This is a genomic window from Nocardiopsis deserti, from assembly GCF_008638355.1.
GTDB classification, from domain to species: domain Bacteria; phylum Actinomycetota; class Actinomycetes; order Streptosporangiales; family Streptosporangiaceae; genus Nocardiopsis; species Nocardiopsis alborubida.
The window spans coordinates 293,432-312,908 of the sequence record NZ_VWVS01000015.1; the positions used below are offsets into that span (position 1 = coordinate 293,432).

The window sequence follows — 19,477 nt, forward strand, 5'->3', positions numbered from 1 at the left end:
CGCCCGAACACGGGTCGAAGCGAAGCGGAGGTCCCAAAAAACACTGTCTAGGGGGCCTCTGGGGTCCCCGTGCCCCCGCCGGGAGCAGGGACGTCCGTGACCCGCCAGGTACGCAGGCGTCCGCACATCCCGAACGCCCGGGGCCCCGGCCTCGGCTCGGTGCGCACCACGGCGGCCTCCCGCATGATCCCCGGGTCGCCCCCGGCCAGCGCCGCGAGCTGATCCCGGGTCCGCTCCACCTCCCGTTCCACGCCCTCGCGCCAGATCTCCCGCCACTCCTCCACACGCGGCCGCACCACCTCCGCCGCGAGCCGGTGGAACTCCTCCAGCGCCCCCGCGCCCTCCTCCCGGACCGACGCGACCAGCTCCAGGTAGCCCCGCATGGCCAGGTCTCGCCGGGCCCGCGCCCGCTCCGCGCGCAGCTCCTCCGGCCCCTCCGCGGGCAGGGCCGCCGCGGCGGCGTAGGCCCCGTGGTCGGCCAGCACCTCGCGCGGGAAGGTGAACACCGCGTCGCCCGCCTCGGGCAGGCCCGCGTTCTGCATGACCACGGTGATCTCCAGCCCGCCGGAGTTCACCAGCCGGTGCACCGTGCCCGGGGTGAACCACAGCACGGCGCCGACCGCGAGCGGGTCGGCCGCGACGCCCCGTGGGGTGACCGTGTGCACCTCGCCCTCGCCCGCGACCACCACGTAGGCCTCCGACGACGCGGTGTGGACGTGGGGCGTGCCGCCGTGCAGGCCGTCGGGGGCCTCCCAGTCGTAGACACGCAGGCCACTGACGGCGGTGCCGCCGGGGAAACGGGGCGTGCTCATGGCGTGTCCTCCCCCGGCGCGTACTCCCGTGCGAGCGCACCGGCCTCGTCGGCGGCGCACACCCGGTCGACGAACACCAGGCGGTGGCGCAGGCACAGCGTGTGGTCCGGCTCCAGGACGATCTCCTCGTCGAAGGACGGGGAGGGGCTGAACACGGGGAAGGGCTCGGTCCGCACGAACCACCTGATCGGGACGGAGGCGCTCGTGGTCCCGGCGTAGGCCAGGATGGTCGCGCCGCCGTCGATCTCGTCGTGCCGGCCGCTGAAGGCGATCCAGTTCGCCTCCGTGCCCATGACGTCGGCGCCGGTGAGGCCGGTGGCGCTGACCACGTCGCCGCCGGTCCACGACCGGGGGCCGCGCCAGAAGAGCCCGGTGTAGCCCGCGGCGGCGCGTCCGTGGGTGGTGGGGCTGCCCAGTTCGAGCACCTTCCCGCGCACGTTGGTCAGCGAGGTCGCGAAGTCCAGTGCCCAGATCCCCCGTTCGCGGTCCACCGAGTGGAACCGGTGGGTGCGCACCTCGGCGATCCACCGCTCACCGCCCGAACTCGTCCAGGCCAGGCGCTCGGTGACCGAGACGCCGTCCCCGTCCCGGGCGACGGAGGTGAACCCCTCGTGGCTGATGCCGCCGTTGTTGCCCAGCCACTGGTAGCCGTCGCCGCGGACGAAGGTCGGCCCTCCCCAGAAGTTCTGCCCCGAGACGTGGGACCAGGTCATCTGCAGGCCCTTGTGCCAGCGGTGGTCCCACGGCCGGAACGCGGTCAGCGGCGCGCCGCTGAGGGTGCGCAGGGGGTGCAGGTAGGGCTTGGGCGACTCGGTGGCGGGAGAGTCGGGACGCAGCACGTAGCGCGCGATCTCGACCCCGCCCACCGCCACCGTGAGCGCGTCGCCGCCTTCGGTCAGGGTGGGGGTCTCAGACACCTGTGGTCGCCTCCGTTCGAGTGAGGACGGCCGCGGCGGTCTCCGCGTCGCCCCCGTGCATCGTGTGGTAGAAGCCGTCGTCGGGGGTCAGGTCCCGCCGCGGCACCGTCGTGCCGGTCAGGGCCGACCGGTACATCCCTGCGACGAGTTCGAGCGCGCGCCGCCCGTCGCGGCCGCTGGCGCGGGGCCGCTCCCCGCGTTCCATCGCGTCGAGCAGCGCGGCGAGCTGGGCCCGGTGCGAACTCGGCTCGTCCTCCACCGGCGGCCAGGACGCGACCGTGTCGGCGTCGCGCACGTGCGGCGCCGGGGTCCAGCGCCAGTGCGCGTTGTCGTAGCCGTAGAGGTGTTCGAGCTCGACCGTGGCGTGCTCGAAGTCGAAGCGCAGGTAGCTGGTCTCGCGGGGGGAGAGCAGGCTGTTGGCCACGGAGACGGTCGCGCCCGACTCCAGTCGCACGATCGCCATCGACACGTCCTCGGTCTCGGTGGACCGCGCGGTCGTGGACATCACGGCCGTGACCTCGGACCAGTCGCCGAGCAGGGAGAGCATGAGGTCCATCTGGTGGATGCCGTGGCCCATGGTCGGCCCGCCGCCCTCGGTCTCCCACCGGCCGCGCCAGGGGACCTCGAAGTACTCCGGGGCGCGGAACCACAGGGTGTTGCACACGCCGACGAGCGGGCGGCCGAGCGTGCCCTCGGCGATGTGGCGGCGCAGGCGCTGGGCGCCGGAGCCGAACCGGTGCTGGAACACGTAGCTGACGAAGGGGCCGTGCTCGCCCCCCTCGTGGGAGCGGACCTCGTCGTACTCGGCGAGGGAGAGCGCGGGCGGCTTCTCGCACCACACCCAGGACCCGGCGTCCAGGCTCGCGATCACCGCGTCCTTGTGCGCGACGGGCGGCGTGCACACGATCACGAGGTCGGGGGACTCTGCGCGCAGCAGGGCGTCGAGGTCGGTGTGGCGGCCGGGCACGCCCCACTCGTCGGCGGTCGCGGCCACGAGGGACGCGTCGAGGTCGGCCAACGCGACCACGTCGACCCTGTCGCCCAGGGCGGCGAGCGCGGGCAGGTGCCTGCCCCGGGCGATGCCGCCGCTTCCGACGACGGCTACGCGGATCGGTGAACTGCTACTCGGCACTGGCACACCCCTCGGATCACCAACCCATGGTGAACGTTCACTTTCTGCGGCCGGGTCTAAAATAGTGATCGTTCACATCAGCAGTCAAGACCGATCCCGCCGACGGAGGCCGTCGACGGGCCCGCCGAAGGAGGAGTCGATGGCCGAGCCCGAACCGCCGAGGCGTCGACCGACCATCATGGAGGTCGCCCGCCTGGCGGGCGTCTCCCACCAGACCGTCTCGCGCTACCTGCGCTTCGAGGGCGGGCTCAAGGAGGCGACCCGCGAACGCGTCGACGCCGCGGTCCGGGAGCTCAACTACCGCCCCAACCTCGGGGCCCGGTCGATGCGCACGCGCCGGACCGGGCGCCTGGCGGTCCTCCTGCCCGGTGTGCCCACCGCCAGCCCGAGCCGGTTGCTCGCCGGGGCCATCGCGACCGCCCATGCGGAGGGCTTCGTCGTCGAGGCGGTGAGCATGGACGGCGGGGTCGGGGCCCGGACCGAGCGCATGCTCGAACTCGCCGAATCGGGCCAGGTGGAGGGCATCCTCTCCCTGGCCCCCGTCGCTCCCGACAGCCTCCGGAGCGCGGGCGAGGGCGCCTCCGTGGTCGTCTCCCCCGACTACGACGACGCGATGCGCGGCCTGGGCGAGATCGCCGACGGGTCGATCGTCGCCGACCTCGTCGAGGGGCTGGCCAAGGCCGGGCACCGGCGCTTCCTGCACGTGTCCGGCCCCCTGCAGTACGCCTCGGCGCGGGGGCGCAGGCAGACCTACCTGGAGACGGTCGAACGCCTGGGGCTGGAGTCCCACGGCGTGGTCGACGGCGACTGGTCGGCCGGGTCGGGCGCCGAGGCCGTGCGCTCCCTGCCCGAGGACAGCGGGGTCAGCGCCGTCATCGCGGGCAACGACGTGGTCGCGGCGGGCGTGGTCCGCGGGGCGATGGAACGCGGGTGGAGCGTGCCGGGCGACCTGAGCGTGACGGGGTGGGACAACAACCCGGTGGGCGCCTACCTGTCGCCCTCGCTCACGACGGTCGACGTGGACCTCGAACGGCTGGGCGGCAACGCCATGCGCCGCCTGGTCGCGGCCGTGCGGGGCACGGCGGCGGAGGTCGGGAACGAGCCGCTCAACACGATCCTGTGGCGCGAGTCCACCGGCCCGGGCCCCTGGCGCTGACGGGCAGCCCCGGCCGGGCAGCGGCCCCGGCCAGGCACCCGCGCACCCGCGGTCGGCCTCGGGGGACACACCTGGGGTCTGACCGCCGGCCGGGAGGAACCGCCGGGGACGCCGGGAGGGGTGCCGGGGGAGTGACGCCCCGCAGAGCGGACCGATGCCTGCCCGGCGCGCGACTGTGCGATGTGACACCGCGCAGGTAACGGCGTATGACGTGCGTGTTTCGGAAGTGTCGCGTACCGGGCTGTCGTTGTGCACATGCCTATCGCCGTGCGCCCAATCCGCTGCGAATCGCCATTGTTCGCCAGCTCACAGTTGCTGCAACCTGGAAGGAAATCCCAGGTGGGAACGGCATGGGCCGTGCGGCACCATCAGGGGTGGGACCGCGTGCGCCCTCCACGGCGCGGGCGGGCCCACGCCCGCCGCCGAACACTCGCGCGGTACGCGCCGGAAGGTTCGGTACGTCCGCGCGGCACGCCGGATTCGCCCGGCGGGTCCGGTACGTCCGGTCTGTCTGCCCGTCCGGCGCGTCGGTCCGTCCGGCCCGCCCGCCGGGCAGGTCCGTCCGGCAGGTCCGGCCCGGCCGCGCGCCCCGCCTGGGACCCAACCGCCGCGGCCGTCCCAACCGCTCCACCCCACGGAGAACGCCTCCAGCATGCTCGACCTCAAACTGACCAACGCCCGTATCCGCACGGTCGACGACGACCGGCCCCGCGCCACGGTGCTCGGCATCGCCGCCGGGCGCGTCCTCGGCCTGGACGAGGAGGTCGCCGACCTGCCCGCGCGCAGGACGGTCGACTGCGGCGGCGCCGTGGTCGTCCCCGGCTTCGGGGACGCGCACAACCACATGGCGTGGTTCGGCCAGTCGCTCGCCGAGCTGGAGCTGGAGACGGTGTCCACCCTGGAGGCCCTCTACGACGCGGTCGCCCGCGCGGCCGCGGCGCTGCCCGAGGACACGTGGATCGTCGGCTCCGGCTACGACGACGCCCTGCTCGGCGCCCACCCCGACCGCCACGGCCTCGACCGGGCCGGGGGCGGCCGACCCGTGTGGCTCAAGCACCGCTCCGGCCACATGTGCACCGTCAGCAGCGCGGTCCTGCGCCAGGCCGGGATCGACACCTCCGTGTCCGACACCGCCGCGGCCGACCCGGACGGGGGAGTGATCGTCCGCGACGGCGCGGGCGCTCCCACCGGCCTGCTCCAGGAGCGCGCGCAGGAACGGGTGACCGCGCTGGTCATGCCCTACCCCGTGACCGAACTCGCCGACGCGCTCGCGCGCGCCTCCCGGGTCTACGCCTCCGAGGGCCTCACCCACGTCGTGGAGGCGGGCATCGGGCGCGGGCTGATCGGCCGCACCCCCGTGGAGGCCGCCGCCTACCAGCTCGCCCGCGACCGCGGCGAGCTGCTTCCCCGGGTCGAGCTCATGGTCGCCGCCGACAACATGCACCCGCTGGGCGGGCACGCCGACGACGGTATCGACACCGGTATCGACCTGGGGCTGCGCACCGGCTTCGGTGACGACCGGCTGCGCCTGGGGCCGATGAAGATCTGGCTCGACGGATCCCTCATCGGCCGCACCGCCGCGGTCACCGAACCGCTCTGCGGGCACGGCCACGGCGTGTACCAGGACTCCCCGGAGGAGATGCGCGCGCTGGTCGTCGCCGCCCACCGGGCGGGATGGCGCGTGGCCGCGCACGCCATCGGCGACGACGCCGTCGACGTCGCCCTGGAGGCGTTCGCCGAGGCGCAGCGTGCGCTGCCGCGCCCCGACGTGCGCCACCGCATCGAGCACGCGGGCGTGGTGCGCCCGGACCAGCTGCCCCGCATCGCCGAGGCGGGCCTGGTCCCCGTGCCCCAGCCCCGGTTCCTGTACGCCCTGGGCGACGGCATGGCCGCCGCCGTGGGCCCCGAGCGCGTGCCCTGGCTCTACCGGCACCGGTCCTTCCTCGACCACGGACTGCGCGTTCCGGGCAGCTCGGACCGGCCGGTCGCCCCGGGCGCGCCGCTCCTGGGCATGGAGTCGATGGTGGAGCGCGCGACCGCCTCGGGAACCGTCCTGGCCGCCGACGAGCGTGTCAGCGCAGAGCAGGCCCTGCGGGCCTACACCATGGACGCGGCCTGGGCCAGCCACGACGAGCACCGCAGGGGCAGCCTGACCCCCGGCAAGCTCGCCGACCTGGTGGTTCTGGACCGTGACCCCGTGGACACCGCGGAGGAGGGCATCGGCACGATCCGCGTCCTGGCGACCCTCGTCGGCGGGGAGTGCGTGCACGGCGCGGAGAACCTCGACGGTCTGGCCTGACCCGGCTTGGCCGGACCGACGAGCTCCGGCCCGAACCGGCCTGACACGGCTTCCGGCCCGGGCCCACCCGGCCAGGCCCCGCCCGTGTCCCACGGGCGGCACCGGGCGAACGCCCGCCCGGCCCCGATCCCCCAGCGAATAGGAGAAACCAACGTTGACTTCCTCTCCTGCCTGAAGGCAGGAGATTCCGGGACCACCTACCGGTGGTTCGAGGCCAGAGCCTCGTCACGGGTCGCCCCGTGGCCTTCCTGTTTCATTGCCGGTCGCCCCGTCCGGGAGGACTCCCGTTGAGGTCTCACACCAGCTCCACAGGCAACAACCGCCAGCCCGGCGGCTTCGAGATTGTTCGCCGCGTTCACGTCCCGATCATGGGCCGCCCCGCACCGGGGGCACGTCCACGTCCGTACACGCAGCGGCAACGACGCATTGATGCCAGGCGGCGCTGCGTTCGGCCGGAGCGCGGTTGTGGACCAGGCGCACGCACCCGAACGTGCGCGACAGCTCAGCCGCCTGCACGGGGGTGGGGTAGAAGCGGTACCGATAGGCCCGCTTCACGCTCCTCCTGGTCATGGCACGCACCGTAGCGACCGCCCTGCGGTCGCGTGAGCCGAATCCAACAGAAAGTCACAGAAAGGAGAGGGCGTGTTCTTCCCGTCCTGAGGGACGGGGTATCCACGCCCGACAAACAGATGAGTGACCTCGACCCAGAGGCGACCGAGGAGCGCCCGGCCCGGGGCGGGCCGGAGGTGAGCGGTCGCGACGCGGGCCGGATCGCTTTCGCGGCCTTCGTCGGCACCGCCCTGGAGTGGTACGACTACTTCCTCTTCGGCACGGCCGCCGCGCTCGTGTTCAACCGGCTGTACTTCACGACGCTGGACGCCACGGCCGCCACCCTGGCCGCGTTCGCCACCTTCGGCGTCGGCTTCGTCGCGCGTCCGCTGGGCGCGGTGCTGTTCGGCTGGATGGGCGACCGGATCGGACGGCGACCGGCGCTGCTGATCACGGTGGTCTCCATCGGTGTGGCCACCGGCCTCATCGGCCTGCTGCCCGACTTCGCCTCGATCGGCATCGCCGCTCCGCTGCTGCTGGCCCTGCTCCGGCTCGTGCAGGGCGTCGCGGTCGGCGGCGAGTGGGGCGGCGCGGTGACCATCGCCGTCGAGCACGCCCCGCCGGAGAAGCGCGGACGCTACGCGGCGCTGCCGCAGATCGGGTCGCCCGTGGGCACCCTGCTCTCCTCGGGCGCCTTCTCGCTGGTCCTGCTCCTGCCCGCCGAGCAGTTCGACTCCTGGGGCTGGCGCCTGCCGTTCCTGGCGGCCTTCCCGCTGCTGCTGATCGCGGTCTACATCCGCCAGAAGGTGGAGGAGTCGCCGGTCTTCGAGGAGATGGAGAAGCAGGAGGCGCGCTCCAAGGTCCCCGCGATCGACGTGTTCCGCCACGCGTGGGGCAGGCTCCTCATCGCGATCGCCTCCGCCATGCTGGGCGTCGGCGGCTTCTACGTCATGACGACGTTCGCCATCAGCTACGGCACCGACACCCTCGGGCTGTCGCGCAGCCTCATGGTCAACGCCACCCTGGTCGCCGCGGTGGTGCAGATCGCCGTGATCGTCTACTTCGGGCGCCTGGCGGAGAAGCTCGGCCCCGGCCGCGTCACCATGTGGGGCGGTATCGCCACGGCGGTGATGGCCTTCCCGGTGTTCTGGATGATCGACACGACCTCCCCGGTGCTCGTGGTGCTGGCGGTGGCCGCGGGCGTGGGCTTCCTGTCCATCGCCTACGCGGTCTCCGGCGCGCTGCTCACCGAGCTGTTCCCGGCGCACCTGCGCTACAGCGGCGTCGCGCTGGCCTACAACCTGGCCGGTGCCCTGAGCGGCTTCCTGCCGTTCGTCGCGACGGCCCTGCTGGAGAGCGCGGACGGCCGGTCCTGGGTGGCCTCGGCCCTGTTCCTGGGCATCGCCCTGGTCACGGCGGTCGGCGGCTTCTACGGCGAGCGGCTGCGCGTGCGCGACGACGTGGTGGTGCGCTGACCTCGGGGAGGAGAACGCGACGGGCGGTGACCGGGGCTTCCCGGTCACCGCCCGTTCGGCGTTCCGGGCCCGCCCACACGAGCACGGGGAGCCGGCGGGTGCCGCGCCGCCCGACGGCGAGGGCGGTCGTCCTCCCCGGACGCGCCGAGGGGCCCGCGCGGCCTGCGCGGGCCCCTCGGCGCCCTCCGGCTCAGACGCAGGGCGGTGCGCTCACGCGCGCCCCGGGGTGTAGGACCCGTCGGAGGCCAGCTCGCCCGCGCCGAGCCGCCGGACCACGTCGGTGAGCACCGCCAGGCCCGCGACCAGGTCGGAGTCCTCGGTGTACTCGCCCTCGTTGTGGGACACGCCCTCGACCGAGGGCACGAAGAGCATGACCGTGGGCACGCGCTCCTTCATGTTGATCGAGTCGTGCCCGGCCACGGTCATGACCTCGCCGCTGCTCAGGCCCAGGCTCCGGGCGCTGGCGCGGGCCAGGGCCACGCCCTCGGGCTGGTAGGGGTTGACGCCCCAGGAGTGGGAGAGGGTCTGCTCGACGGTGACGGAGGCCGCCGCCTCGATGCGGGCGACGTGCTCCTGGAGCAGCCGGTCGGCCTCGGCGAGCGCCTCCTCGTCGTGCGAGCGCAGGTCGAGCAGCAGCTCGACGCGCGAGGGCACCACCACCGGCGAGTTCGGGTAGACGTCCAGCTGGCCCACGGCCGTGTGCAGGACCCCGGGGAACCGGTCGGCCAGCTCGCGCGCGGCGACGACCAGCATGGAGGCGCCCACGAGCGCGTCGCGGCGGTCGGCCATCACGGTCGCCCCCGAGTGCGCCTGCTCCCCGTGGACGGTGACCGCGTACTTGCGCGCGGCCCAGCTGGCGCTGACCAGGCCGATCGTGGTGGAGGACTCCTCCAGGACGCGTCCCTGCTCGATGTGGATCTCGGCGCAGAAGGCGGCCTCGGGACCGTCGTCCTCCCCCAGGAAGCCCGTCGGGGCCAGGGCCTCGGCCACCGTGACCCCGGCCGCGTCGCGCGCGGCCAGCGCCGTCTCCAGCGGAAGCGCGCCGGTGTAGACGGCGCTGCCCATCATGGAGGGCGTGAAGCGCGAGCCCTCCTCGTTGAACCAGTTCACGACCGCGAGGTTGTACACGGGCGCGGGGGCTCCGGCGGCGGCGTCCTGCTCGGCGATCCGGAAGACGGCGTGGGCGGCGGCCAGCACGCCGTAGGCCCCGTCGTAGCGCCCCGCCGTGGGCTGGGAGTCCATGTGCGAGCCGACGACCACGTAGGGGGCGCCCGGCACCCGCTCCAACAGGCCGAACTGGTTGCCGACGCGGTCGTAGACCACCCGCAGCCCCCGCTCGGTCAGGAGTCCCTCCAGCCACCGCCGCTGGGCGATGTCGGGCCCGGTGGCGGCCTGCCGGTCAACGCCCCCCGACGGGGTGGCGCCGAAGGCGCTCATGGCCCGGAAGTCCTCCAGGAAGCGGGTGTCGGCGGACGACGCGTCCTGCGACGGGCCCTGTTCGTGTGCGGTCAAGGTGGTGTTCCTCTCGGAGAACGTCGGGTCGCGGGGGCCGGGCGTGGGCCACGTCCATCCTCGCCACGCGCCCCGCGCCGCTCAATCGTCATCCACACAAGATTCCCCCGGGGCGCTGTGCATGTGCACATAGACTCGGTGCTCGGTGCTCGGTGCTCGGTGCCGCACACCGGACGCCGGAAGCCGAACGCCGCCGAGACGCATGAAGGGAGGCGGCCGTGACGGACGACTCCGCGGAGCAGGCCCCGCCCGCCGACGAGCCCCGCTCCTGGGCGGGCATGGTCGAGCTGCTCGCCGAGGACCGGGAGAACCTCGTCGAGGACTTCCTCCAGCGCCTGGCGGCCCTGGGCAACTACACCGACGGCATGGTTCCCGACTCCGACCTGCGCCAGAGCGCGACGGAGACCTTCGACATGCTCACCCGGCGGATCGCCGGAGTGCCCCTGCCGGACCACCTGCGCGACCTCTCCACCCGCCTGGGCGTGCGCCGGGCCCGCCAGGGCGTGGCACGCGAGCACCTGCTGGAGGCGGTCCGGCTCGACTTCCGCGTGCTCTGGGCGGGCCTGGTGCGCGCGGGCGGGCCCGGCTCCTCGCAGATCCTCGTGCTGCACGCCGAGGAGATCCTGACCACGGTCGAGCAGTACATCAGCGACGTGCAGGCCGCCTTCCTGGAGGAGCGGGCCGCCCTGGAACGCGACTCCCGGGCGGCGGCGGCCCAGGCGTTCTCCCGGCTGCTCAACTCCGGGAGCCGGGCCGCCGACGTGGCGTCCGAGGTGGCGGGCACCCTGGGACTCCCCGAGCACGGGACCTTCGACGTGGCCTTCGTGGTGTCTCCCCCGGAACGGGAGCAGCGGCCCGCGGCCCGCGTCCGCGAACGCGGCGGGGGACTGGCGTGGGAGTTCGACGACGGCGTCGCCCTGGTGCGCGAGACCGGCCGGACGCCGTGGCCGGACCTGCCCCCGGGGGCCTCGGGGGGACTGGTCGCGCGGGTGCGGGGGCTGGCCGCGGTCCCCGCCTCCGTCGAGGCGGCCCGCGTGCTGTCCGGCTACGCCGACACCGGCGGCGGGTTCGTCCGGGAGGAGGACGTCTGGTCCGCCATCGCCCACGACCAGCTGCGCGGCCTGATCCCCGGTTTCGGACGCGACCGCGTGGAGCGCTTCGAGCGGCTCGACGGTGACAGCCGGGCGCGGCTGCTGGAGACGCTGGCCCACTACGCCGCCACGGGGTCGGTCAAGGCCACCGCCGAGGCCCTGTACTGCCACCGCAACACGGTGGTCAACCGGCTCCAGGCGTTCCGCGGGACCACGGGCCTGGACCTGACCGTTCCGGCTGAGGCCGCCCAGGCCCTGGTGCTGTTCTCGGGCCGCGGCGGCGCCGGGCACGGGTGAGGCCCCCGAGGTGGGTGAGGTCCCCTGTGGGCCCCGCGCACAGCACGGGCGGCCCGGGAGGTGGTCCCGGGCCGCCCGTGGCGGTCTCCGTGCGCTGAGGGGTTCTTCGAGGAAGGCGGGTGTGGGGACGCCGTCAGTTCACGCGCACCGCCGTGAAGATCTCGGCCTTGTCTCCGTTCTCGTCCACCGTTCGGCCGGTGGAGGCGAAGTCGAAGGAGGCGTCCTCACGCTTGAAGCGGTAGCTCTTCTTCGGTGAGGCCACCTTGGTGAAGGTCCCGTCGAGGTCGCGGATGCCGACGAAGTCGACGGTGTCGGGGACGACCAGCTTGATGCGCTTCATGCTCGGCTGGGTGATCCGCATGCTTCCTCTTTCTTGCTCGGTACTCCTCCTGTGTGACGGCAGCACTCTCCGTCTGGTGTCCAGGTCATTCCCCATAACGGAACGATAAAAATCAGGACAGCGATTTTCGTGTGCTCCGTGTCGCTCCGATGACGCGCGCAGAACCGGGGTGAACGTGGTGAGAGGAGCGTGTGAACTGCGGGAACGCCCTGCCGCGGTCGGGTCGGGGCCGGGTTCCGAGTCGGGCAATCTACCCAGGACCACAAAGGGGTTTCTTTTCCGACCGAAAACCGTCCTGTGGTTGCGCCCGCGGTGTGCCCGCCCTCAGCCGCCCGCGTTGAGCCACCAGACGGAGAGGTTGAGCGCGGTCGCGAACGCCGTCCAGGCCCAGTAGGGCACCAGCAGGGCCGCCGCCCACTGGGACCGGCGGGCGAACAGCACGATGGTCGCCGTCAGCGCCGCCACCAGCAGGAGGATGTCGACCAGGGCCGCCCCCCGCAGACCGGCGGCGAAGAACAGCGGCGTCCACGCCGCGTTCAGCGCGAGCTGGACGAAGTAGAGCGACAGCTCCGCGCGTGCGCCGCGCCAGCCGTGGCGGCGCCAGACCAGCCACCCCGACACGGCGATCATGGCGTACAGCGTCGTCCACACCGGGCCGAACACCCAGGAGGGCGGGGCCCACGAGGGCTGGCGCAGGGCGGCGTACTCCGCGGCGGTGCTGGTGCTGGAGAGCACCCCGACGAGCGCGGCGGCGGTGACGGCGGCGGCGAACCCGGCCAGGGCCAGCAGGGACGCGCGGGTGGACGGGGTGTGCGAGGCGGTTGCGGCGGTCACGGCTGCTCCCCGTGGTCGGCGGTCGGCGTCTGGTCGGTGCGGGCGCCCGGCCCGCGTGCCCGTACCGCTACCTCCGATCTTTCCTCACTAAACAAGTATCTTGGAAAGCGTGAAGAAAGAGAACCGACAACCCGGCCGCGCCAAGAAGGCGCTGGGGATCGCCGCGCTCGCCCTGGCGCTCCTGCTCGTCCTCGCGGTCGGCGGCTTCGCCGTCTGGGCGCTCAACCCCTACCAGGCGCAGACGCGGGCGCTGCGGGAGGCGGTCGCCGCCCCCGGCGTGGAGGTGGCCGCGACCGACGACGCCGTGGTCGTCTCCTCCACCCACGCCCCGCCCGAGGCCGGAGTCGTCTTCTACCCGGGCGCGCGCGTGGCACCCGAGGCCTACGCCGCGCCCTGGGCGCGGATCGCCGCCGACAGCGCCGTGCGGGTGGTCATCCCGCGGATGCCGCTGAACTTCGCGGTGTTCGACACCGACCGCGCCGACCGGGCCATCGCCGAGCACGGCGACGGAGTCGACGCGTGGTACGTGGGCGGGCACTCGCTGGGCGGCGCGATGGCCGCCTCCCACCTCGGCGGGCGCACGGACGACACGGTCGTCGGGCTGGTCCTGTGGGGCTCCTACGCCACGGAGGGCGCGGGCCTGGCCGACCGCGAGGACCTCGCGGTCATCTCGGTCTCGGGCAGCCGGGACGGCCTGTCCGACCCGGCGACGGTCGAGGAGAACCGCGTGAACCTGCCGCCCGGCGCGCACACGCACCAGATCCAGGGGATGAACCACGCCCAGTTCGGCGCCTACGGGGCCCAGGCGGGAGACCTCCCCGCCGACATCGGCGACGCCGAGGCCCACCGCCGCCTCGCCGCGGTGACGGCCGACTTCCTGGAACGGTAGGACCCGCACGTGCCAGGAGCCCGTACCCCCGAGGCGGTACGGACTCCTGGCACGCGGGGGACGCGCGCCTCACGCCGCCGCGGAGCGGGAACCGCGTACCAGCACCACGGCGGCCAACAGGGCGTCCTCCGCCTCGTCCAGCGCGGCCCGGACGTGGTGCCCGTCGGGGGCGGAGTGCACGGCGATGAGCGCGTGCGCCGCGCACATCGCCGCCTCCGCCGCCGCACCCGGCCGTGAGGGGTCCGGGTCGGTCGCCCACTGCCAGTCGCTGACGGTCCGCTCCATCCTGCGGTACAGCAGGGCCTGACCCACCTCCCGATCCTGTACCGCGTGGGCCCACGCGTTCGGGCCGCCCTCGCCGGGGCGCACCGAGTCCGGACCGGCCTGGATCTCCGCCGCGGCGATCAGGCTCTGCGCCAGCGCGGGCACGTCCTCCTCGCTCGCGCCGCCGCTGCGGTGCTGGGGATCGAACACGGGGGGGAGGCCCAGAGCGGTCAGCGCGCGCACGATCGGTCCGGGGTCGCCGATACCCTGCGTCATCTCAACCTCCGGCTGTCTGCTTTGGCACATCCCCAGCCCTCTACCCAGTCATCGGCTACTTCCCGAACGCATTCCCCGCGTTTTTGTCGAAAAACTCCGGCGGGTACTACGGAGGTGCAACGACCCGGACTCGGGCCGGGTTCCTGTGGACGCCGTGCGGGTGGTGTTCCGGGGCCGGTCCCCGGCCCGGGGACCGGGGCGGGGGCGCGGATACTCGAATACCAGTCCCGAACCGGAGGCCGGGGACCTTCCCGCCCCCACGGCCGCGAGTCCCTCACGGTCTCCGTCCGGCCCATCGCGGCACACGGTATCCCGAACCACCGACAACACCGCCGGTCCCCGGCCACCGCGGCGCACGGGGGCGGTCGCGTCGCCGAGCGGGACGGACCGGGGGCGGAACCCTCGGACACCGCCCCAGCGCCCCGCCGCCGACCCGTCGGGCCGCCCCGCACCCACAGGGGGCGGCCCGGCGGGTGGGGCGCTCAGTTCTCGGCGTTGACCTTCGCGACGAGCTCCTCGAGGTCGTCCAGCCCCACCGGGCCGAAGTTCGCCAGGCGGCGGATCGGGATCGAGGCCATCATGCGCACCATGTCCATCCCCATGGCGTTGGCGGAGCCGTCGGCCGCCACCGGCGGCGTGAAGGCCTCCGCGAGGAGGGCCACGGCCCTGGGGTCGGCCATCACCTCGCCCAGCGTGGAGTCGAGCGTCACCGGCAGGCGCGGCGCGTCGCCCTCGACGGCGATCGCCGCCGAGGCCCGCAGGTCCCGGCTCGAAGCGCCCGCCGACACCACGTACTCGCCGTCCTCGACCACCCAGCGGTCGGCCCGCACCTCCCAGTACGCCAGGTCCTCACGGGACAGCAGGACGCTGACGCGCTCGCTCTGTCCGGGTTCCAGGGTCACGCCCGTGAAGCCCTTCAGCTCACGCGGGGCCCGCGACACGGCCGAGTCGGGCTTGGAGACGTAGAACTGCACGACCTCGCGCCCGGCGCGGTCCCCGGTGTTGGTGACGGTCAGGTGCGCCGTGACGCCGGTGCCGTCCTGCTCCAGTTCGAGGTCGGAGTAGGCGAAGCTCGTGTACGACAGGCCGTGCCCGAAGGGGAAGGACACCTCCATGTCGCGGGCGTCGTACCAGCGGTAGCCCACGTACAGGCCCTCGCCGTAGAGCACCGCGGAGTTCTCGCCGGGGAAGTTCAGGTACGCGGGGGCGTCCTGCAACCGGACCGGCACCGTCTCGCCGAGCCGCCCGGACGGGTTGACCCGGCCGAACAGCACGTCGGCGATCGCGCCGCCGCCCGCCTGGCCCAGGAGGGCCCCGTCCAGGACCGCGGGGGCCAGCTCGGCGACCGGGGCGAGCCGCAGCACGCCGCCGTGGGAGAGCACGACGACCGTCCGGGGCTGCGCCCGCACGACGGCCGCGAGCAGGTCGAGCTGTTCGGCGGGGAGTTCGATGTGCTCCCGGTCGAAGCCCTCGGACTCCTGGTGTTCTGCCAGGCCCAGGAAGACCACGGCGGTGTCCGCCGCGGCCGCGGCGCGTACCGCCTCCTCGCGCAGGTCCGTCGCGCCGCCCGACTCCGCACCACCCGACTCCACGCCGCCCCGCGCCTCGGTGGTGTACCCGGGGGCGAAGGTGACCGTGCCGGAACCGGCCAGGGCGCGGATCTCCTCCAGCGGGACGTCCACGCGCGTGGGGTTCACGTGGGAGCTGCCGCCGCCCTGGTAGCGCGGGTTCCGGGCGAATCCGCCGATCACCGCGACGGATCCGTCCGGCGCGAGCGGCAGGAGCGCGCCGTCGTTCCTGAGCAGGACCACGCACCGCGCCGCCACCTCGCGGGCGAGGGCGTGGTGGGCCTCGACGTCGTGCGCGCCGACCTCCAGGGTTCGTGCGGAGTCCGCGCGGTCCTGGTGGGAGGCGCGCGCCCTGGCGGCCAGGGCGGCCACGCGGGAGGCGGCCGTGTCCACGTCCTCCGCCGAGCAGGCCCCGCCCTCCACGGCCGCGACGAGCCGCGCGTCGCTCGCGCCGCCGTCACCGGGCATCTCCAGGTCCAGCCCGGCGGCGACCGCCGCGGGCCGGTCCTGCACCGCGCCCCAGTCGCTCACGACCACGCCGTCGAAGCCCCACTCCTGGCGCAGCACCGTGGTGAGCAGCCAGTGGTCCTCCGAGGCGTAGACGCCGTTGATGCGGTTGTAGGAGCACATCACGGTCCACGGGGCGGACGTGCGCACGACCTTCTGGAAGGCGCGCAGGTAGATCTCGCGCAGCGTGCGCGGATCGACGTTGGAGCTGGAGCGCATCCGGTCGTGCTCGGCGTTGTTGGCGGCGAAGTGCTTGAGCGAGGCGCCCACGCCGGTGCTCTGGAGACCGCTCACCCAGGCGCCGCCCAGGACGCCGGTGAGGAGGGGGTCCTCGGAGAAGTACTCGAAGTTGCGCCCGCCGCGCGGGTCGCGCTTGATGTTGATTCCCGGACCCAGGAGCACGTCGACGCCCAGCGCCCCGGCCTCGGCGCCCAGGGCCGCGCCCACCCGCCCGACCAGGTCGGGGTCCCAGCTCTGGGACAGGCCGACGGCGGGCGGGAAGCAGGTCGCGGGCAGGCTCTCGGACAGGCCGAGGTGGTCGGTGGCACCGGCCTGCCGGCGCACGCCGTGCGGCCCGTCGGTGAGCACGAGCGAGGGGACGTCCCCCACGGCCTTGGTCGTCCAGAAGTCAGCGCCGCTGCTCAGCGAGGCCTTCTCCGCCAGTGTGAGTCCGCTCAGGCCGGGGGTCGGGTCATGGGTCATGGGTGCTCGCTCCTGTCCAGAGGAAACGGAGGGCGGTGGCGCGTCCGTGTGAAAACAGTACGTCATGCGGTTTTTGCGCGGCAAGTGCTAGAGTCGCGCCATGGCACGACGAGGTCCCTACGCGAAGGGCGTGGCCAAGCGCGGGGAGATCCTCGACGCGGCGCTCACCGTCATCGGACGCGACGGGTACAGCCGCGCGACGGTGCGCGAGATCGCCGACGCGGTCGGACTCAGCCAGAACGGCCTGCTGCACCACTTCGGGAGCAAGGAACGGCTCTTCGTGGAGGTCCTGCGCCACCGCGACGAGCTCGACCTGCTGGCCTACGGGGAGGGTGCGCGGCAGCGCTCCGGCGCCGCCGGTCAAGGCGCTGACGCCGTCGACCGGCTCCCCGATGGCCAACGCCCCGGCGACCAGCGTCCCGGTGCTCCCGGCCGGGGCTCCGGTGCCGTCGGCCAGAACTCCGGCGCCGCCGACGGGCGCCCCGAGGTCGGTGGCGGGCGCCCCGGCATCGCGGAGTCGCTGGTCCGGCTGGTCCGGCACAACGCCGAGGTGCCCGGCCTCGTGCAGCTGTACTCGCGCCTGTCCACGGAGGCCGCCGAGGAGGGGCACCCCGCCCACGACTTCTTCCGGGAACGCTACGCCACGGCCCGCGAGACCATCGCGGAGGAGATCCGGCGCCTCCAGAGGCAGGGGGAGCTTCCGGCCGAGCAGGACGCCGACCGCCTGGCGGTCCTGGGCGTGGCCCTCATGGACGGCCTGCAGGCGCAGTGGGCCTACGACTCGGGCGTCGACATGGCCGACCACATGGCCTACTTCCTCGGCCTCGTCGGCCTGCGGCCCACCGCACCGAACCCGTCGGGGGAGGGGGCCGGTCCCTGAGGCCCCGGCCGCGGCGCGGCCTCAGGCGGACGCGCCGCCCATGTCGTACCCGCCCTCCTCGGTCCAGGGAACCTCGGCGTCCCCGACCCGGACGCTCCAGCGCGCGTCGGGCAGGGCCCCGCGCAGCCGGGTGAGCGCCCCCAGGTAGTGCCGCAGCTGGCACAGGAGCGGTTCGACGCCGCAGGTGTGGTGGGGGAGCCTGCTGGAGCCAGCCAGCACCTCGCCCTCCGACAGGTGGCGGCCGTCGTACAGGCCGAGCCCCTCGAACACCTCCTCCGGCCCCTGGTGGGACTCGGGCACCTCGCCCACGGCGTGCCACCGGGGCAGCAGCGCGGCGGCCTCCTCCACGAGAGCCCTCTCGCCCTCCGCGAGCACCTCGGCGGCCAGGGCGTGCTCGCGTGCGTCCAGGGGGGTGGCGCGCGTGGCGCTGTAGTGGAGCGAGACGCCCATGGCCGTGCCTCCGCGGTGGAAGGAGAAGAACGTGCGGGACCGAGCGTAGGGCCGTGCGCCGACGTCCCGGTTCCCGGGGGCGGGCCCCGGGCTCCTCGCGGATTCCGCGATGCGCGTGTCGGGCCCGGTCGGGCGGTGGTTTCGGCGGGGTCTGGGGGAGCGGTTTCCGGTGTGGTTAGGGAGGTTTTGAGGTGATACGGGCATGAGCATAGTACGGTTATGAAAATCATTTCCATGCAGTCTGTGTCACATGACCGGAGGCCCGTGACGTGTCTGGAGGCAGGCGACGGCGCCGAGCGCCGGGGGCGGCGGGCACGCCGTTCGCGGTGAGGACCGATCGGACGGCTGTCTGAGATGCCCCGGGTGTCCCAGTACGACGACGTCGTCCTCAAGACCCTGGGGCGGAGCACGCGCTTCCGCAGCTGCCAGGAGATCCACCTCGCCCTCTCCGGAGGGCGTCCCCCCGCCCGCAGGCCGCCCAGCCTGTCCACCGTCTACCGCACGCTCCACCGGCTGGCGGAGGAGGGCGTCCTCGACACCCTCCACTCGCCCGAGGGAGAGCGCCTCTACCGGCTGTGCAGGACCTCCTCCCGCCACCACCACCTGCTGTGCCGGGTCTGCGGACGGGTGGAGGACATCGCGCAGGCGGACGAGCTGGGGGGTGTCGTCGAACGTATCCGCGAGGACAGCGGTTACGGCTCCCTGGACTACTCCTTCGAGCTGTCGGGCGTGTGCCCGGGCTGTGCCTAGGCAGCGGCCGAAAGGGTGCGCCGATCCGTCGCGATCTTGTACTTGTAGCGAGGTTCGGTGCACCAAACTCGCTGTAAGTACAAGATCACCGCAGGTCAGACCCTTCGCGTCACACCGGAAACGTTTTCGGCCAGCTCATGGGGCGGGCCGGTTCGCCAGCCACGGACCTCCGGGCCCGCTGCCGCATTCCACGAGAGGAGGGTCGTGTCCACGACCCGTTCCGCACAAGGCCCCGGTGTGGCCCTGGTGACCGGGGCCGCAGGGCCCGCGGCCACGCGGTCGACGTCACCGACGAGGACTCCGTCGAACGGGCGGTGGACGCCGACTCCCCGGAGCCGCTGCGGGCCCGCTGCTCCGGCCCGGGCGTGGTACTCGACTGCGCCGGGCCCTCCCACCGCATCGCGGACGCGGAGACGGTGGCAGCCCCGGCAGCCGGAGCCGACCACGTGGACGTGGCGGGCGACGGGCCCGCGCACGACCGCCTGAGCCGCATCCCCGCCGCACGGGACTACGCGATCGTCCTGTCGGCGGGGGTGCTCCCCGGCCTGTCCGTCCTGCTGCCGCGCCGGTTCGCCGCCCGGCACGGCCTGGAGCGGACAAGCGCCCACGCGGGCGGGCTGGAGAGGCGCACCGGGGCCGCCGCGGGCGTCCTGCCGCTCTCTCCGCCCGACCCCCGCCCGACCTCTGGCCGAGCACCCCCTGACCACGCCGCAGAACCTGGAGGACACCATTCCCGCCATCGACCACCGCTCACCGGGGGCAGCGTTCTTCGCCCCC

At 73.8% G+C, this 19,477-nt stretch carries 17 protein-coding genes and 1 pseudogene; 7 read left to right on the forward strand and 11 right to left on the reverse strand.

What is annotated here, in order from left to right:
- Positions 1 to 47: 47 nt before the first annotated feature.
- Genes FYW99_RS21245 through FYW99_RS21255 form a run of 3 tightly spaced genes read right to left on the reverse strand, consistent with a single transcriptional unit; the run spans position 48 to position 2,861 of the window.
- Positions 48 to 812 (reverse strand): cupin domain-containing protein, encoded by a 765-nt coding sequence (locus FYW99_RS21245; RefSeq protein WP_150253778.1) that lies wholly within the window; start codon positions 810 to 812, stop codon positions 48 to 50.
- A complete protein-coding gene (locus FYW99_RS21250; RefSeq protein ID WP_150253779.1) occupies positions 809 to 1,729 on the reverse strand; it encodes a DUF6807 domain-containing protein in 921 nt (306 codons plus the stop codon). The genes FYW99_RS21245 and FYW99_RS21250 overlap by 4 nt, the downstream gene beginning before the upstream one ends.
- Positions 1,722 to 2,861, reverse strand: a complete 1,140-nt coding sequence (locus FYW99_RS21255) for a Gfo/Idh/MocA family protein (RefSeq protein WP_150253780.1) — start codon at positions 2,859 to 2,861, stop codon at positions 1,722 to 1,724. Before FYW99_RS21255 ends, FYW99_RS21250 begins: the two co-directional genes overlap by 8 nt.
- 139 nt (positions 2,862 to 3,000) lie before the next feature.
- Here FYW99_RS21255 and FYW99_RS21260 point away from each other — a divergent pair, with 139 nt between their 5' ends.
- On the forward strand, positions 3,001 to 4,017 hold the full coding sequence (locus tag FYW99_RS21260; RefSeq protein WP_150253781.1) for a LacI family DNA-binding transcriptional regulator: 1,017 nt from the start codon (positions 3,001 to 3,003) through the stop codon (positions 4,015 to 4,017).
- 652 nt (positions 4,018 to 4,669) lie between these two features.
- Entirely contained in the window at positions 4,670 to 6,316 is a 1,647-nt protein-coding gene (locus FYW99_RS21265; RefSeq protein WP_150253782.1) for an amidohydrolase, read from the forward strand.
- 197 nt (positions 6,317 to 6,513) lie between these two features.
- Here FYW99_RS21265 and FYW99_RS21270 read toward each other — a convergent pair.
- Positions 6,514 to 6,747 (reverse strand): annotated as a pseudogene (locus FYW99_RS21270) (zinc ribbon domain-containing protein); the annotation flags it as partial.
- A complete protein-coding gene (locus FYW99_RS21275; RefSeq protein ID WP_150253783.1) occupies positions 6,683 to 6,886 on the reverse strand; it encodes a helix-turn-helix domain-containing protein in 204 nt (67 codons plus the stop codon). The pseudogene FYW99_RS21270 and the gene FYW99_RS21275, both read right to left, overlap by 65 nt.
- Before the next feature lie 119 nt (positions 6,887 to 7,005).
- Here FYW99_RS21275 and FYW99_RS21280 point away from each other — a divergent pair, with 119 nt between their 5' ends.
- Positions 7,006 to 8,340, forward strand: a complete 1,335-nt coding sequence (locus tag FYW99_RS21280) for an MFS transporter (RefSeq protein WP_150253784.1) — start codon at positions 7,006 to 7,008, stop codon at positions 8,338 to 8,340.
- A gap of 210 nt (positions 8,341 to 8,550) precedes the next feature.
- Here FYW99_RS21280 and FYW99_RS21285 read toward each other — a convergent pair whose 3' ends face one another.
- Positions 8,551 to 9,852 (reverse strand): M20 family metallo-hydrolase, encoded by a 1,302-nt coding sequence (locus FYW99_RS21285; protein WP_150253785.1) that lies wholly within the window; start codon positions 9,850 to 9,852, stop codon positions 8,551 to 8,553.
- Positions 9,853 to 10,130: 278 nt separating this feature from the next.
- On the opposite strand from FYW99_RS21285, the gene FYW99_RS21290 reads away from it, so the two are divergent.
- On the forward strand, positions 10,131 to 11,240 hold the full coding sequence (locus FYW99_RS21290) for a helix-turn-helix domain-containing protein (protein WP_150253847.1): 1,110 nt from the start codon (positions 10,131 to 10,133) through the stop codon (positions 11,238 to 11,240).
- A 133-nt stretch (positions 11,241 to 11,373) separates the two neighbouring features.
- On the opposite strand, the gene FYW99_RS21295 is transcribed toward FYW99_RS21290, so the two are convergent.
- Together FYW99_RS21295 and FYW99_RS21300 are read right to left on the reverse strand one after the other, a co-directional pair.
- Complete coding sequence (locus tag FYW99_RS21295; protein ID WP_150253786.1) at positions 11,374 to 11,601, reverse strand: hypothetical protein; 228 nt, start codon at positions 11,599 to 11,601, stop codon at positions 11,374 to 11,376.
- Between the two features lie 303 nt (positions 11,602 to 11,904).
- Positions 11,905 to 12,414 (reverse strand): TspO/MBR family protein, encoded by a 510-nt coding sequence (locus FYW99_RS21300; RefSeq protein ID WP_150253787.1) that lies wholly within the window; start codon positions 12,412 to 12,414, stop codon positions 11,905 to 11,907.
- A gap of 109 nt (positions 12,415 to 12,523) precedes the next feature.
- Between FYW99_RS21300 and FYW99_RS21305 the strand changes: the two genes are divergently transcribed.
- On the forward strand, positions 12,524 to 13,303 hold the full coding sequence (locus FYW99_RS21305) for an alpha/beta hydrolase (RefSeq protein WP_150253788.1): 780 nt from the start codon (positions 12,524 to 12,526) through the stop codon (positions 13,301 to 13,303).
- A gap of 69 nt (positions 13,304 to 13,372) precedes the next feature.
- On the opposite strand, the gene FYW99_RS21310 is transcribed toward FYW99_RS21305, so the two are convergent.
- Complete coding sequence (locus FYW99_RS21310; RefSeq protein ID WP_150253789.1) at positions 13,373 to 13,843, reverse strand: hypothetical protein; 471 nt, start codon at positions 13,841 to 13,843, stop codon at positions 13,373 to 13,375.
- A gap of 482 nt (positions 13,844 to 14,325) precedes the next feature.
- The gene (locus tag FYW99_RS21315) at positions 14,326 to 16,620 is read right to left on the reverse strand and encodes a glycoside hydrolase family 3 C-terminal domain-containing protein (protein WP_150253790.1); all 2,295 of its coding nucleotides are present in this window, start codon (positions 16,618 to 16,620) and stop codon (positions 14,326 to 14,328) included.
- Positions 16,621 to 16,720: 100 nt separating this feature from the next.
- On the opposite strand from FYW99_RS21315, the gene FYW99_RS21320 reads away from it, so the two are divergent.
- Positions 16,721 to 17,500 carry a TetR/AcrR family transcriptional regulator gene (locus FYW99_RS21320; RefSeq protein WP_223839352.1) on the forward strand — a complete coding sequence of 260 codons (780 nt, stop codon included), beginning with the start codon at positions 16,721 to 16,723 and terminating at the stop codon, positions 17,498 to 17,500.
- 21 nt (positions 17,501 to 17,521) lie between these two features.
- On the opposite strand, the gene FYW99_RS21325 is transcribed toward FYW99_RS21320, so the two are convergent.
- Positions 17,522 to 17,950, reverse strand: a complete 429-nt coding sequence (locus FYW99_RS21325; RefSeq protein WP_150253791.1) for a hypothetical protein — start codon at positions 17,948 to 17,950, stop codon at positions 17,522 to 17,524.
- 354 nt (positions 17,951 to 18,304) lie between these two features.
- On the opposite strand from FYW99_RS21325, the gene FYW99_RS21330 reads away from it, so the two are divergent.
- Complete coding sequence (locus FYW99_RS21330) at positions 18,305 to 18,700, forward strand: Fur family transcriptional regulator (protein WP_150253792.1); 396 nt, start codon at positions 18,305 to 18,307, stop codon at positions 18,698 to 18,700.
- Positions 18,701 to 19,477 lie beyond the last annotated feature (777 nt).

Coding starts and splice junctions, on each gene's coding strand:
- FYW99_RS21245 (WP_150253778.1), bottom strand. CDS start 812: ATGAGCACGCCCCGTTTCCCCGGCGGCACCGCCGTCAGTGGCCTGCGT.
- FYW99_RS21260 (WP_150253781.1), top strand. CDS start 3,001: ATGGCCGAGCCCGAACCGCCGAGGCGTCGACCGACCATCATGGAGGTC.
- FYW99_RS21265 (WP_150253782.1), top strand. CDS start 4,670: ATGCTCGACCTCAAACTGACCAACGCCCGTATCCGCACGGTCGACGAC.
- FYW99_RS21275 (WP_150253783.1), bottom strand. CDS start 6,886: ATGACCAGGAGGAGCGTGAAGCGGGCCTATCGGTACCGCTTCTACCCC.
- FYW99_RS21280 (WP_150253784.1), top strand. CDS start 7,006: ATGAGTGACCTCGACCCAGAGGCGACCGAGGAGCGCCCGGCCCGGGGC.
- FYW99_RS21290 (WP_150253847.1), top strand. CDS start 10,131: ATGGTCGAGCTGCTCGCCGAGGACCGGGAGAACCTCGTCGAGGACTTC.
- FYW99_RS21295 (WP_150253786.1), bottom strand. CDS start 11,601: ATGCGGATCACCCAGCCGAGCATGAAGCGCATCAAGCTGGTCGTCCCC.
- FYW99_RS21310 (WP_150253789.1), bottom strand. CDS start 13,843: ATGACGCAGGGTATCGGCGACCCCGGACCGATCGTGCGCGCGCTGACC.
- FYW99_RS21315 (WP_150253790.1), bottom strand. CDS start 16,620: ATGACCCATGACCCGACCCCCGGCCTGAGCGGACTCACACTGGCGGAG.
- FYW99_RS21320 (WP_223839352.1), top strand. CDS start 16,721: ATGGCACGACGAGGTCCCTACGCGAAGGGCGTGGCCAAGCGCGGGGAG.
- FYW99_RS21325 (WP_150253791.1), bottom strand. CDS start 17,950: ATGGGCGTCTCGCTCCACTACAGCGCCACGCGCGCCACCCCCCTGGAC.
- FYW99_RS21330 (WP_150253792.1), top strand. CDS start 18,305: ATGCCCCGGGTGTCCCAGTACGACGACGTCGTCCTCAAGACCCTGGGG.